10 protein-coding genes and 4 tRNA genes are annotated in these 13,851 nt (G+C 56.6%); 11 read left to right on the top strand and 3 right to left on the bottom strand.

Annotated features, from left to right (window positions below; genetic code table 11):
* Positions 1-42 precede the first annotated feature (42 nt).
* The 11 genes from QMK58_RS20705 (at position 43) to QMK58_RS20655 (ending at position 10,586) form a co-directional block, all read left to right on the top strand.
* A tRNA-Arg gene (locus QMK58_RS20705) sits at positions 43-119 on the top strand.
* Between the two features lie 32 nt (positions 120-151).
* Positions 152-227, top strand: a tRNA-His gene (locus tag QMK58_RS20700).
* A 56-nt stretch (positions 228-283) separates the two neighbouring features.
* Positions 284-368: transfer RNA gene (locus tag QMK58_RS20695), tRNA-Leu, on the top strand.
* Positions 369-444: 76 nt separating this feature from the next.
* Positions 445-520 (top strand) — tRNA-His (locus QMK58_RS20690).
* A gap of 387 nt (positions 521-907) precedes the next feature.
* Positions 908-2,218: a trigger factor gene (tig, locus tag QMK58_RS20685; protein ID WP_053161533.1), complete on the top strand. Its 1,311-nt coding sequence runs from the start codon at positions 908-910 to the stop codon at positions 2,216-2,218.
* A gap of 93 nt (positions 2,219-2,311) precedes the next feature.
* Entirely contained in the window at positions 2,312-2,947 is a 636-nt protein-coding gene (gene clpP, locus QMK58_RS20680; protein WP_053161532.1) for an ATP-dependent Clp endopeptidase proteolytic subunit ClpP, read from the top strand.
* 111 nt (positions 2,948-3,058) lie between these two features.
* The gene (gene clpX / locus QMK58_RS20675; RefSeq protein WP_007982210.1) at positions 3,059-4,342 is read left to right on the top strand and encodes an ATP-dependent Clp protease ATP-binding subunit ClpX; all 1,284 of its coding nucleotides are present in this window, start codon (positions 3,059-3,061) and stop codon (positions 4,340-4,342) included.
* 251 nt (positions 4,343-4,593) lie between these two features.
* Positions 4,594-6,990 carry an endopeptidase La gene (gene lon, locus QMK58_RS20670; protein ID WP_053161531.1) on the top strand — a complete coding sequence of 799 codons (2,397 nt, stop codon included), beginning with the start codon at positions 4,594-4,596 and terminating at the stop codon, positions 6,988-6,990.
* Positions 6,991-7,139: 149 nt separating this feature from the next.
* Positions 7,140-7,412: an HU family DNA-binding protein gene (locus QMK58_RS20665; protein WP_002552737.1), complete on the top strand. Its 273-nt coding sequence runs from the start codon at positions 7,140-7,142 to the stop codon at positions 7,410-7,412.
* 233 nt (positions 7,413-7,645) lie between these two features.
* Positions 7,646-9,517 (top strand): SurA N-terminal domain-containing protein, encoded by a 1,872-nt coding sequence (locus tag QMK58_RS20660; protein ID WP_053161530.1) that lies wholly within the window; start codon positions 7,646-7,648, stop codon positions 9,515-9,517.
* A gap of 202 nt (positions 9,518-9,719) precedes the next feature.
* Positions 9,720-10,586 carry a DUF2242 domain-containing protein gene (locus QMK58_RS20655; RefSeq protein ID WP_320395349.1) on the top strand — a complete coding sequence of 289 codons (867 nt, stop codon included), beginning with the start codon at positions 9,720-9,722 and terminating at the stop codon, positions 10,584-10,586.
* 341 nt (positions 10,587-10,927) lie between these two features.
* Here QMK58_RS20655 and QMK58_RS20650 read toward each other — a convergent pair whose 3' ends face one another.
* The 3 genes from QMK58_RS20650 to QMK58_RS20640 all read right to left on the bottom strand — a co-directional run bounded on the left by QMK58_RS20650 (position 10,928) and on the right by QMK58_RS20640 (position 13,850).
* Positions 10,928-11,968, bottom strand: coding sequence for an AraC family transcriptional regulator (locus QMK58_RS20650; RefSeq protein WP_053161528.1), 1,041 nt, complete (start codon positions 11,966-11,968; stop codon positions 10,928-10,930).
* A gap of 3 nt (positions 11,969-11,971) precedes the next feature.
* A complete protein-coding gene (locus QMK58_RS20645) occupies positions 11,972-13,102 on the bottom strand; it encodes a nitrilase-related carbon-nitrogen hydrolase (protein ID WP_053161527.1) in 1,131 nt (376 codons plus the stop codon).
* A 112-nt stretch (positions 13,103-13,214) separates the two neighbouring features.
* Positions 13,215-13,850 carry a TetR/AcrR family transcriptional regulator gene (locus QMK58_RS20640; RefSeq protein WP_053161526.1) on the bottom strand — a complete coding sequence of 212 codons (636 nt, stop codon included), beginning with the start codon at positions 13,848-13,850 and terminating at the stop codon, positions 13,215-13,217.
* Position 13,851 lies beyond the last annotated feature (1 nt).

The following is a 13,851-nucleotide window of genomic DNA, read 5'->3' as shown; positions in this document are numbered from 1 at the left end:
AAAGCACTTAGTTTGTAGTCCTTCAAGGTTACAGCTAACAAGGCGCCCGTAGCTCAGCTGGATAGAGCATCCGCCTTCTAAGCGGATGGTCGCAGGTTCGAGTCCTGCCGGGTGCGCCATTAGGCAACTTTGGCACAAGTAACGCGATATGGTGGGCGTAGCTCAGTTGGTAGAGCACGGGATTGTGACTCCCGTTGTCGTGGGTTCGATCCCCATCGTCCACCCCATATTTCGAAAGGCGCCAGATTAACAATCTGGCGCCTTTGCTTTAAAAGCTTCAACCGCGGATGTGGTGGAATTGGTAGACACACTGGATTTAGGTTCCAGCGCCGCGAGGCGTAAGAGTTCGAGTCTCTTCATCCGCACCAAATAAAGCTTTGCTCATGTCGCTTGGCGTGGTCGAGGTTCAACAGAGAAGTTGTTCATTCTTTGTACTGCAATATGGTGGGCGTAGCTCAGTTGGTAGAGCACGGGATTGTGACTCCCGTTGTCGTGGGTTCGATCCCCATCGTCCACCCCATATTTCGAAAAGGCGCCAGATTTAACAGTCTGGCGCCTTTTTTGTTTTAGCGGCTGCAAGTTCTGAGCTGCAGCGGCGGGGCGTTTCGTCGTATTTATGTTTCTCGATGATGCCGCGCTGCCCGCCGGTCTTGCTTGCAAGATCGGCTGTCAGGGAGATGATTGGCAGTCTCTTCTATATATAGAAGGGTTGGCGCAGAGCCCTGGCGTGACTGGCTGTATTTGCCTTCGGGGCGAGGTGCATTCGTGCATTCGCACCTATAAATTGCCTGCTGCGTTTTTACCCGTTTTCAGTAGGGTGACTTCTTGAGTTTGACCCACTAGAATGCATGCCCTTGATTCTGGGGTCGGAAACGGCCGGCTAACGTCTGTGCAACGAGGAATATCCATGCAAGTTTCTGTTGAAAATACTACTGCTCTTGAGCGCCGCATGAGCGTCACCGTGCCGGCTGAGCGCATCGAGACTCAGGTCAACAAGCGTCTGCAGCAGACTGCCCAAAAGGCCAAGATTGCTGGCTTCCGTCCAGGCAAAGTGCCAATGAGCGAAATCAAGCGCCGTTTCGGTGCTGATGCTCGCCAGGAAGCTGTAGGCGACGTGATCCAGTCCTCCTTCTACGAAGCGGTGGTTGAGCAGAAGCTGAACCCGGCTGGTTCGCCGTCGATCGAGCCAAAATCCCTGGAAGCTGGCAAGGACCTGGAATACGTAGCCGTATTCGAAGTGTTCCCTGAGTTCACCGTTGCCGGTTTCGACGGTATCACCGTAGAGCGCCTGAGCGCCGACGTGACTGATGCCGATCTGGACAAGATGCTGGACATCCTGCGCAAGCAGAACACCCGTTTCGAAGTGGCCGATCGCGCTGCCCAGAACGAAGACCAGCTGAACATCGATTTCGTTGGCAAGGTCGACGGTGAAGTGTTCGCTGGCGGTTCCGCCAAGGGCACTCAGCTGGTGCTGGGTTCCGGTCGTATGATTCCTGGTTTTGAAGAAGGCCTGGTGGGTGCCAAAGCCGGTGAAGAACGCGTTCTGAACCTGACTTTCCCAGAGGACTACCAGAACCTCGACCTGGCTGGCAAAACTGCCGAGTTCACCGTGACCGTGAACACCGTTTCCGAGCCAAAGCTGCCTGAGCTGACCGAAGAATTCTTCGCTCAATTCGGCATCAAGGAAACCGGTCTGGAAGGCTTCCGCACCGAAGTTCGCAAGAACATGGAGCGTGAACTGCGTCAGGCGATCAAATCCAAGGTCAAGAATCAGGTAATGGATGGTCTGCTGGCCACCAACCCGATCGAAGTGCCTAAGGCGCTGCTGTCCAACGAAGTTGACCGTCTGCGCGTGCAGGCCGTTCAGCAGTTCGGCGGCAACATCAAGCCTGACCAGCTGCCGGCCGAGCTGTTCGAAGAACAAGCCAAGCGCCGTGTAGTGCTGGGTCTGATCGTGGCTGAAGTGGTCAAGCAATTCGACCTCAAGCCTGACGAAGCCCGCGTTCGCGAAATGATTCAGGAAATGGCTTCGGCCTACCAGGAGCCTGAGCAAGTTGTGTCCTGGTACTACAAGAACGACCAGCAGCTGAACGAAGTTCGTTCGGTTGTGCTGGAAGAGCAAGTTGTGGATACTGTTCTGCAGAAAGCTAGCGTGACCGACAAGTCGGTCTCTTACGAAGAAGCGGTCAAGCCGGTAGAAGCACCAAAAGCCGACTGATCACTTTTGCGGTAAGAAGCAATCACCATAAGCCAGCCTTCGTGCTGGCTTATGCGTATTCAAGACATAACTATTTGGGAGTGACTGCAGAGCATGTTCCGAAATTCGTATATTCAGCAGAACTCTGATATCCAGGCCGCAGGCGGCCTGGTCCCGATGGTTGTCGAGCAGTCCGCTCGTGGCGAGCGTGCCTACGACATCTACTCGCGCCTCCTCAAGGAGCGGGTGATCTTTCTGGTTGGTCCGGTAGAGGACTACATGGCCAACCTGATCTGTGCGCAACTGCTGTTCCTTGAAGCGGAAAACCCGGACAAGGACATCCATCTCTATATCAACTCCCCGGGCGGTTCGGTGACGGCGGGCATGTCGATCTACGACACCATGCAGTTCATCAAGCCTAACGTGTCGACCACCTGTATCGGTCAGGCGTGCAGCATGGGCGCGTTCCTGCTGACGGCCGGTGCTCCTGGCAAGCGTTACTGCCTGCCGAACTCGCGTGTGATGATTCACCAGCCACTGGGCGGTTTCCAGGGCCAGGCGTCGGATATCGAAATCCATGCCAAGGAAATCCTCTTTATTCGTGAGCGTCTCAACACGCTGATGGCCAAGCATAGCGGCCGTACGCTTGAGGAAATCGAGCGCGATACCAACCGCGACAACTTCATGAGTGCAGAAGCTGCGAAGGAATACGGCTTGATCGATGAAGTGATCAACCAGCGCCCTGCTTAACTAAGCAGCTCAAAATAGGGTTGGTCGGCGGGTCCGATCACCAGCGGGCTTGAAAAAGCCCGCAATAGCCTTCATCTTGTGTTGCAAGCCTATCGGATTTGGATCGAACGAATGACTGACACCCGCAACGGCGAGGACAACGGCAAGCTGCTCTATTGCTCCTTCTGTGGCAAAAGCCAGCATGAAGTGCGCAAATTGATTGCCGGCCCCTCGGTCTTTATCTGCGACGAGTGCGTCGACCTGTGCAATGACATCATCCGCGAGGAGGTGCAGGAAGCCCAGGCCGAAAGCAGCGCGCATAAATTGCCTTCGCCCAAAGAAATCAGCGGCATCCTTGATCAATACGTGATTGGTCAGGAGCGTGCGAAAAAGGTTCTGGCCGTAGCGGTGTACAACCACTACAAGCGTCTGAACCAGCGTGACAAAAAGAATGACGACGTCGAACTCGGCAAAAGCAACATCTTGCTGATCGGCCCGACAGGCTCGGGTAAGACCCTGCTTGCCGAAACCCTGGCACGCTTGCTGAACGTTCCGTTCACCATTGCCGACGCAACCACCCTCACCGAGGCGGGTTACGTGGGTGAAGATGTCGAGAACATCATTCAGAAACTGCTGCAGAAGTGCGATTACGACGTAGAGAAAGCCCAGATGGGTATTGTCTACATCGACGAAATCGACAAGATTTCCCGCAAGTCCGACAACCCGTCGATCACCCGGGACGTTTCCGGTGAAGGCGTGCAGCAGGCCTTGCTCAAGTTGATCGAAGGCACGGTCGCTTCCGTTCCGCCTCAAGGTGGTCGCAAGCATCCGCAGCAGGAATTCCTGCAGGTCGACACCCGTAACATCCTGTTCATCTGCGGTGGTGCGTTCTCCGGTCTGGAAAAGGTTATTCAAAACCGTTCCACCAAGGGCGGCATCGGTTTCAACGCAGAAGTGCGCAGCAAGGAAGAAGGCAAGAAAGTCGGTGAATCCCTGCGTGAAGTCGAGCCTGACGATCTGGTCAAGTTCGGTCTGATCCCGGAATTCGTTGGTCGTCTGCCAGTTCTTGCAACGCTGGACGAGCTTGACGAGGCTGCGCTGATGCAGATTCTCACCGAGCCGAAGAATGCCCTGACCAAGCAGTATGCCAAGCTGTTCGAGATGGAAGGCGTTGATCTGGAATTCCGTTCCGACGCCCTCAAATCGGTCGCCAAGCGTGCCCTGGAACGTAAAACCGGTGCCCGTGGCCTGCGTTCGATCCTCGAAGGCGTATTGCTCGACACTATGTACGAGATCCCCTCGCAGTCCGAGGTGAGTAAAGTAGTGATCGATGAAAGCGTGATTGAAGGCAAATCCAAGCCACTGTATATCTACGAAAACAGTGAGCCGACTGCCAAGGCCGCGCCAGACGCTTAAGCGTCACGCAGCTGAAATAAAGAAGGGGCCTTCGGGCCCCTTTGCTATTGTGGGCGCTGCACCGTTGCTGCTCGCAAGCGTCACCTTGGCGATGAAGGCCACCCCATTTTTGGTCGTGTCCCGGCCATCGCAGGCAGCAATCTTTTAACTGGTATTTTTATCAGCTTGTTTTTTTCCAAAGCAGCCCCCATCTTGGTTTCAAGCTTACTTCCATCTGTTTACGGCCTTATGGCCGCCGTAGAGGCGAAATCATGAAGACAACCATCGAATTGCCTCTCCTGCCATTGCGTGATGTCGTGGTTTATCCGCACATGGTTATCCCGCTGTTCGTGGGGCGCGAGAAATCCATCGAAGCCCTCGAGGCTGCGATGACGGGCGACAAGCAGATTCTTCTGCTGGCCCAGAGAAACCCGGCTGATGATGATCCCGGTGAAGACGCCCTTTATCGCGTCGGTACAATTGCCACCGTTCTGCAGCTGCTGAAGCTGCCTGACGGTACGGTCAAGGTTCTGGTCGAGGGTGAGCAGCGTGGCGCGGTAGAGCGTTTCATCGAAGTGGATGGCCACTGCCGTGCCGAAGTCTCCCTGATCGACGAAGTAGACGCGCCTGAACGCGAGTCGGAAGTGTTCGTTCGCAGCCTGCTGTCTCAATTCGAACAATATGTGCAACTGGGCAAGAAAGTCCCGGCTGAAGTCCTGTCGTCGCTCAACAGCATCGACGAACCAGGCCGCCTGGTGGACACGATGGCCGCTCACATGGCCCTGAAAATCGAGCAGAAGCAGGAAATCCTCGAAATTATCGACCTGTCGGCCCGTGTCGAGCACGTTCTGGCGTTGCTGGATGCCGAGATCGACCTGCTACAAGTCGAAAAACGCATTCGCGGTCGCGTCAAAAAGCAAATGGAGCGCAGTCAGCGCGAGTACTACCTGAACGAGCAGATGAAGGCTATTCAGAAAGAACTCGGCGACAGCGAGGAAGGCCACAACGAAGTCGAAGAGCTGAAAAAGCGTATCGATGCCGCCGGCCTGCCCAAAGACGCACTGGCCAAGGCAACGGCCGAGCTGAACAAGCTCAAGCAAATGTCGCCAATGTCTGCAGAAGCCACTGTGGTGCGCTCGTACATCGACTGGCTGGTTCAGGTGCCGTGGAAGGCTCAGAGCAAAGTACGTCTGGATCTGGCGCGCGCAGAGGACATCCTCGACGCCGACCACTATGGTCTGGAAGAGGTCAAAGAACGCATCCTCGAATACCTCGCCGTGCAAAAACGTGTGAAGAAGATTCGTGGTCCGGTGTTGTGCCTGGTCGGTCCTCCGGGGGTGGGTAAAACCTCTCTGGCGGAATCGATTGCCCACGCCACCAACCGCAAATTCGTGCGCATGGCCCTCGGCGGTGTGCGTGATGAAGCTGAAATCCGTGGTCATCGCCGTACTTACATCGGTTCGATGCCAGGAAGATTGATTCAAAAGATGACAAAGGTGGGCGTCCGCAACCCGCTGTTCCTGCTCGATGAAATCGACAAGATGGGCAGCGACATGCGTGGCGATCCGGCGTCGGCGTTGCTGGAAGTGCTTGATCCGGAGCAGAACCACAACTTCAACGATCACTATCTGGAAGTCGATTACGACCTGTCCGATGTGATGTTCCTTTGCACCTCGAACTCCATGAATATTCCGCCGGCGCTGCTGGACCGGATGGAAGTGATTCGTCTGCCCGGTTACACCGAAGACGAGAAGATCAACATCGCCGTCAAATACCTTTCGCCCAAGCAGATCACTGCCAACGGCTTGAAGAAAGGCGAGTTGGAATTCGACGCCGACGCGATCCGCGACATCATCCGCTACTACACCCGTGAAGCCGGTGTACGGGGGCTGGAGCGTCAGATTGCCAAGGTTTGCCGCAAAACCGTCAAAGAGCACGCGCTGGAAAAACGCTTCTCGGTGAAGGTCACGGCCGACATGCTGGAACACTTCCTGGGCGTGCGTAAATTCCGCTACGGGCTGGCTGAGCAACAGGATCAGATCGGTCAAGTGACCGGCCTGGCATGGACGCAAGTGGGTGGCGAACTGCTGACCATCGAAGCCGCAGTCGTTCCCGGCAAGGGCCAGTTGATCAAGACCGGTTCCCTGGGTGACGTGATGGTCGAGTCGATCACTGCCGCCTTGACCGTTGTGCGCAGCCGGGCGAAGAGCCTGGGGATCCCCCTGGACTTCCACGAGAAGCGCGACACCCATATCCACATGCCGGAAGGGGCGACCCCGAAGGACGGCCCTAGTGCCGGTGTGGGCATGTGCACGGCCCTGGTGTCGGCATTGACCGGCATTCCGGTTCGCGCCGATGTCGCCATGACAGGTGAAATCACCCTGCGTGGTCAGGTACTGGCGATTGGCGGTTTGAAGGAAAAACTGCTGGCCGCTCACCGTGGCGGAATCAAGACTGTGATCATTCCTGAAGAGAACGTGCGTGATCTCAAAGAGATTCCGGACAATATCAAGCAGGATCTACAGATTAAACCGGTTAAATGGATTGACGAGGTCCTGCAAATTGCGTTGCAATACGCGCCGGAGCCCTTGCCGGACGTGGCTCCGGAGATAGTCGCAAAGGATGAGAAACGCGACGCAGATTCTAAGGAAAGAATTAGCACGCATTAGTACGTATTTGCCTGGGGGGCTTCCTTGACAGTTTTTTAGAGCCCTTGTTATAAAGCGGCTCATAAGTGTCTGTAGGCCATTCAGCACTCGTTTATGCTTTCACCAAAAAACTTAGAATCATACTCAAAATAGATATAAGGGGACTTAGAGTGAACAAGTCGGAACTGATTGATGCTATCGCTGCATCCGCTGATATCCCGAAAGCTGCTGCCGGCCGTGCGCTGGATGCGGTAATCGAATCCGTCACTGGCGCTCTCAAGGCTGGCGACTCTGTTGTTCTGGTTGGTTTCGGTACTTTCTCCGTGACTGATCGTCCAGCTCGCATCGGTCGTAACCCACAGACCGGTAAGACACTGGAAATTGCAGCCGCCAAAAAACCAGGTTTCAAAGCCGGTAAAGCACTGAAAGAAGCTGTCAACTAAGTTCGATTCAGGTTTTTACCCATCCGGGTCGGGGTCATGCCTGACTTGGCAGCGGAGCGGCAGTCCACACGGCAAGTCGCCGGTTATAGATGCCGAGGGTCATGAGTTCAAGCCCTCGATCCGCTCCGCCAGTTACGAGAAGGCGCATCCTCGGATGCGCCTTTCTTCTATCCGGATTCTACCCACGCTCCACGGTTGCCTAATTTTGAAGTTCAACCGTTTCTGGGGGACGCATGCTGCAGAATATCAGGGACAATTCACAAGGCTGGATTGCCAAGACCATTATCGGGGTCATCGTTGCTTTGATGGCTTTGACCGGTTTCGATGCCATTTTTCAGGCCACGACGAGCAAGAATGACGCGGCGAAGGTCAATGGTGAAGAAATCAGCCAGAACGAGCTGAGCCAGGCGGTCGATATGCAACGCCGTCAGCTCATGCAACAGCTGGGCAAGGATTTCGACGCTTCCTTGCTGGATGAAAAAATGCTGCGCGAATCGGCCCTCAAGGGCCTGATCGATCGCAAACTGCTGCTGCAAGGCGCAGAAAACTCGAAATTCGCTTTTTCCGAAGCGGCTCTGGATCAGGTCATCCTGCAAACCCCTGAGTTTCAGGTGGATGGCAAGTTCAGCCCCGAGCGTTTCGACCAGGTGATTCGTCAACTTGGCTACAGTCGCATGCAATTCCGCCAGATGCTGGCTCAGGAAATGCTGATCGGCCAGCTGCGTGCAGGCCTGGCCGGCAGCGGTTTCGTGACCGATGCACAGGTGCTGGCTTTCGCCCGTCTGGAAAAACAGACTCGCGACTTCGCCTCCCTGAACATCAAGGCTGACCCGGCGGCTGTGAAGCTGACCGACGATGAGGTCAAGGCGTACTACGACGAGCACGCCAAGGAATTCATGACGCAGGACCAGGTTGTCATCGATTACCTCGAATTGAAGAAGGCATCCTTCTTTGATCAGGTCAGCGTCAGCGACGAAGACCTTCAAGCGGCTTATCAGAAAGAAATCGCAAACCTGTCCGAACAACGTCAGGCTGCGCACATCCTGATCGAAGTGAACGACAAGACGACCGAGGCACAAGCCAAGGCCAAGATCGAAGATATCCAGGCGCGACTGGCCAAGGGTGAGAAGTTCGAGGCGCTGGCCAAGGAATTCTCCCAGGATCCCGGTTCTGCCAACAATGGCGGTGACCTGGGTTATGCCGGTCCTGGCGTCTACGATCCGGCCTTTGAAAAAGCCTTGTACTCGCTGACCAAGGATCAGGTGTCCGGGCCGGTTCGCACCGACTATGGTTTCCACCTGATCAAGCTGTTGGGCGTAGAAGCGCCTGAAGTGCCTACGTTTGCCAGCCTGAAAGACAAGCTGACACGAGCGCTGAAAACCCAGCAGGTCGAGCAGCGTTTCGTTGAGGCGAGCAAGCAGCTGGAGGACGCCTCCTTTGAAGCGTCAGACCTGGCTCAGCCTGCACAGGACCTGAAGCTGACCGTGCACACTTCCGCGCCGTTCGGTCGTGAAGGCGGCGAAGGCATTGCGGCCAACCGTGCTGTGATCACCGCAGCTTTCAGCCAGGAAGTACTGGATGAGGGCGCCAACAGCACCGCTATCGAGCTCGATCCGGAAACCGTGATCGTGCTGCGTGCAAAGGAGCACTTGAAGCCTTCGCAACTGCCGCTGGAAAACGTTGCTGGCGCCATCCGCACCCAGTTGACCAAGGAGCACGCGAGTGCTGCTGCCAAGACCAAGGCTGATGAGTTGATTGCCAGCCTGCGTGATGGCAAGACGCCGCTGAACCAGGCGATCGACGGCCAGAACTGGAAAGTCACGGAAGCGGCGACCCGCGCTCAGGAAGGGGTTGACCCTGCTGTGTTGCAAGCGCTGTTCCGTATGCCGAAGCCTGCCGCCAAGGACAAGCCGACCTTCACCAGCGTAACGCTGGCCGACGGTAGTTTGATGATCGTTCGCCTCAACGGCGTGAACGAAGCGGCAACGCCGACCGAGGAAGAGAAGGCGCAGTATCGTCGCTACCTCGCTTCTCGCATCGGCCAGCAAGACTTCGCGGCCTATCGCAAGCAACTCGAGAGCGAGGCGGACATCAAGCGGTTCTGATGCCTGACTGAGTTTTACGTTGCACAAAAGACCCCGGCCCAATGGCCGGGGTCTTTTGTTTGGCCGTGTGTCATTTACCCGGGGGACTTTTCCTTGAAAATGCGGTCAACCCAGCTGTAACTTCTTTAAGACACAATCGATGCTCCGCTAAGCATCGATCTGTTGCACAATACGCCCCGAACCGTTTTCCTCAGGATGTTCAATGTTTAAATCATTTCCGATGCGTGTTGCCGGGCTGGTGGCGATGCTGGCCGCAGTGGCCGGTTGTTCCTCGGACAAGGCCGCCATCTATGAGCATGAGAACTTTGACGATTCCGGAACGTTTTCCCGCAACTATCCGGTGACCGATGTGCAGAGCTGCGAAGCCGCCCGTCGCGCTTTGCTCAGTCAGGGTTACATCATCACCAGCAACGATCCGAAGGTGATCAGTGGGCACAAGAGTTTCCAGCAGACCGGCGAGAATCACATGGAGATCAGCTTCAGTGTGGTCTGCACGGATGACGGCAGCAAAGGGCATCACGCCACCATGTTCGCCAACGCCTTGCAGGATCGTTATGCGCTGAAGAAGACCAACAACTCCGCGAGCCTGGGCGTGGGTGTGCTGGGTTCGGTGTCGATGCCAATCGGTTCGTCGGACGACTCGATGGTCAAGGTCGCCAGCGAAACCGTATCCTCTGCCAAGTTCTACGAGCGTTTCTTCGCGTTGGTCGAGTTGTTCCTGCCGCCGGAAGCGAAGAAGGCCGCGCACATCACCGAAAAACCGAAAACCGATCCCTTGGGCATGCCTGAGGCCAAGGCAACCCCGGCACCGCTGGCACCTGCACCCGCACCGGCCCCCGCACCGGCAACGGAACCTGTTGCAGAGCCGGCTCCGGTCGCACCCGCGCCCCTCGAAGCGACGCCTGCGGCTTCCGAACCATTTGCCCCGCCTGTGGAAGCGGCGCCGATAACGCCGATCGAAAGCGTCGAACCTGCACCCTCCACCGAAACCATCACGCCACCTTCGAATCCGACTGATTTGCCGCCGCCGAGTGAACCCATCCCGGCGATACCTGCCTCTGGTCAATGAGTAAGAAGTCGCCGGATCGGTTCAGACGACTGATCCGGTGATAGCCTCAAAGATTGATCCGCATCAAACCAGGCCACTGTTCTGAGGCTTGCTACGAAAAAACCAATGATAAATTCCGAACCAGCTGCTACGTTTTATTCAGTAGCAACAGAGTGTCGTGTCCGCGTCATTTTTCTTTCACGCGGGCACTTTATGCTTGAGGGGCTGGTCATTTATTCAGACGTTTTCAATACGCGGTGGGGGATTCAGGAATGGACGATTATCAAGAAGAGCTGCTCGAGTATCAGGCGTTTGAATTGGACCCGCTGGAGCCAGCGGAAGACGCGACTGAGCTGTAAGCGTCAGGCGGATTGGCGATGACTGCGGCGAAACTCGCCGGGCGTCTGGCCGTTCCAGCGTTTGAATGCACGTTGAAACGCTTCGGCTGACGCAAAGCCCAGCAGGTAGGCGATTTCTCCGAACGCCAGTTCGGTGTCGCGTATGTACGTCATGGCCAGATCGCGACGGGTGTCGTTGAGAATCGCACGAAACTGCGTGCCTTCCTCGGCCAGTTTGCGGCGCAAGGTCCAGGTGGGCAGCTTCAGGCGTGCCGCCACTTCTTCCAGGTCGGGTTCCCGGCCGCCACTGAGCAAAGGCCCGAGCAGCGCGATGATCCGTTCACGCAGGCTGCGGGTGCGCGTCAGTTGTTCCAGTTCCCGTTCGCACAATAGCAACAGATGCCGCCAGGTACTTGGGCAGTGTTCGGGATTGCGCTGGGCGAGGCTTGCCAGGCTCAGCCGCAGTTGATTGTGCTCGCCGCCAAACTGGATCGGACTCTCTCCCAAGGTCTCATAGGCGGCGCGGTAATCAGGTTCATCGAACTCTATTTCGATGCGTTCGGCGCTTAGCGGGGCAGGGCTGATGCTGGATAAATGCTGCAGCCAGCCGGCAATGATCGAGTCCACCACAAAACGGTTGTAGGCGTTATAGGGGCTGATGGAATAGAAACGCAGCCAGGCGCCCCGAGCGTCTTCGTGAAAGCTGGATTGGCCGCGATAATTGGAACCGTACAAGGCCTCGAATCGAATCAGGCATCGCGCCGCCTCTCGGACCGTAGGCGCCTGGGCGGCGGTGACCCCGGCAAGGCCTAGCTGGCTCAAGCGGCTGAGCTGACCCATGAGCAAGCCCAGTGCCGGGTTGTGGGTCAATTGAATGGCTGCGTGTCCCAAGCGCATGTACCGCGGGATCGACAGGCGCGCTCCCGCTTCGCTCAGGCGCGCCGTATCCAGGCCATATTGTTCAAGCAGCGGCTGTGGGTCCACGCCATGGCTACGTACAGCATCGGCCAGGCTGTGAACAAAGCCTACGGTAAGATCGCCAAGACGCATCGGCTGCGGTTTCATGGATTACAACCAGAGGTTCAGCAAGCGTGCACCATGGGCGTTGCCGTCGGCGAACTGTTGCCCATTGCTACTGAGAAAGCTTTGCCCGGCGCTGCCCTGATCCCAGAACTGACCGCGCAGAAACACACTCACGCCGGCAATGGCCTGACTTTGCGGTGCCTGGGTGGTGAGGGTGAGGCGATGCCAGGCTTGCCCTTCGCTCAGATCACCGGGTATGGGGCTGATTGACCCGGATGAGGGGTCGCCGCGCTCATTTCGCCACGGCCGATCCCAGGCGCCACGGCCCGCGACAAACGCCGGTACGGCAACCAGTTGCACGCTCTGATCGTCGAGCTTGCGGTAGTTTTTTGCATACCAGCTGTCGCGCCCGATCAGTATGCCCAGACGACCGGCCGGGGTATCGAAGACATTCGGTGCGCGCTCGTCATGGGTACGGTCAGTAGCGTTTTCGGTAAAAAACGGCCGCAATTGGCGCTGGGGCTGACCGATTGGCACACCCTCGGGGTCAAACACCACGCTGCTGTTGTACAGTGCTCCGCGCCCGATTTTCAGCGTGCCGTCGATAATGCCGGGTTCGGGCAGCACGATGGAGCCCGCCACCAGGGTCACGTGGAATTCTTTGGCCAGTCCGCCGAACAGTGCCTGGTAATCTCTGGCCATGCCCTTGGCTTTCATGCGCAAGTGGGCGTCATCCAGACGATTGCCGCCGTCCGCCGTGATCAAGGCGCGAACGAATTTCAGCGGATTACTCACCGCCAGCCAGTTCATGGCCTCTTTCAGGGAAGAGGCCTGGTACAACTCATCCTTCTCCCCGCTGACCATCAGCCAGGTGCCGACATGTTCCGGCAGCACCACGATGGTCTTGGCGTTCAACAAGCCCTGGTCCCGGGCAGCGTGCAAGTAGGCTGCGAGTTTACGGCGCAGACGCTCGGGGCTTTGATAGTCAGTGGGAAACAGCTCGGGCTGGATGCCCAGCAGATTGCCGCGATCAGAGGGTGTGCCTTGATCGACGGCGAGACTGATCCGCAGGTCCGAGAGGTAGTGGCCCACCGGTCGATCCGCGGCCCACATGGCGTAGGTCGTCACAGTGGCGAGCAACGCCATGGAGAATGTCAGGTACAGAAGTTTGCGCATTGGGAAACAATTGACAGCCGTGTGCGAGATTTCATGTTTTGCCTTCGGATCGGTATCGAGCCTACGGCAAAACCATGGGGTATGGATAGGATTCTCCCACGTTTGAGGGTTTTTACCTTGCTCTGGAGCAGGGAAGGCCAGCATGCAGCATTGTAGTGACTTCAGTCTTCCTGCTGCTGGCAATAATGCTGGAAGCAAGCGCTGTGAGTGTTTCTGTCAGTCGCACTTCGGTTGTTTCAGTGCCGTACCATTGTGACTGGCCGAACAGAAGGACAATGAGCGCATTCGTGGTCGGGCAGGGGGCTGCCGAATGTTTGCCTTCTGCGCCGCCTACATCGCGAATGATGGTGCAAAGAGCAGACGAGTATCTGTCTTTGAGCTGGAGGATCTGCTGCTTTTGTTCTTGATTGAGATTGAAGAACTCCCGGGTAATCAGCGTCAACCTGTGTTTTTCGTTGCAGCTGAAGGCAGCGAAGGCCTGAATAAACAGCAGCAGACGCTTTTGGGGGCTTCGTGCTCCTTTCATTCGACGCGTAGTGTCCAGCAACAAGTCCGACAAGGCGGACTCAATCAGTTCGAACAACAAGGATTGTTTGCTTTCGATGTGATGGTACAGCGATCCGGCGTGCAGCCCCACGTAACTCGCCAGGTCGCGCAAGCCGATCGACTGGAAACCCTGTGTGGCAAAGAGCTCAATGGCCGCGTCAAGCACTCGATCGCGGGCGCTGTGTTGCGATTTGATCAGCATG

Origin of the sequence: Pseudomonas sp. P8_241 (genome assembly GCF_034008315.1) — a bacterium.
Taxonomy (GTDB): domain Bacteria; phylum Pseudomonadota; class Gammaproteobacteria; order Pseudomonadales; family Pseudomonadaceae; genus Aquipseudomonas.
Note: the sequence above shows the minus strand (reverse complement) of the source record. Positions and strands in the feature narration are given on the sequence as shown.

What these genes read in the sequence shown, in the direction of transcription:
- tig (WP_053161533.1), top strand. Translation starts at nt 908, where the DNA reads ATGCAAGTTTCTGTTGAAAATACTACTGCTCTTGAGCGCCGCATGAGC.
- clpP (WP_053161532.1), top strand. Translation starts at nt 2,312, where the DNA reads ATGTTCCGAAATTCGTATATTCAGCAGAACTCTGATATCCAGGCCGCA.
- clpX (WP_007982210.1), top strand. Translation starts at nt 3,059, where the DNA reads ATGACTGACACCCGCAACGGCGAGGACAACGGCAAGCTGCTCTATTGC.
- lon (WP_053161531.1), top strand. Translation starts at nt 4,594, where the DNA reads ATGAAGACAACCATCGAATTGCCTCTCCTGCCATTGCGTGATGTCGTG.
- QMK58_RS20660 (WP_053161530.1), top strand. Translation starts at nt 7,646, where the DNA reads ATGCTGCAGAATATCAGGGACAATTCACAAGGCTGGATTGCCAAGACC.
- QMK58_RS20655 (WP_320395349.1), top strand. Translation starts at nt 9,720, where the DNA reads ATGTTTAAATCATTTCCGATGCGTGTTGCCGGGCTGGTGGCGATGCTG.
- QMK58_RS20650 (WP_053161528.1), bottom strand. Translation starts at nt 11,968, where the DNA reads ATGAAACCGCAGCCGATGCGTCTTGGCGATCTTACCGTAGGCTTTGTT.
- QMK58_RS20645 (WP_053161527.1), bottom strand. Translation starts at nt 13,102, where the DNA reads ATGCGCAAACTTCTGTACCTGACATTCTCCATGGCGTTGCTCGCCACT.
- QMK58_RS20640 (WP_053161526.1), bottom strand. Translation starts at nt 13,850, where the DNA reads ATGCTGATCAAATCGCAACACAGCGCCCGCGATCGAGTGCTTGACGCG.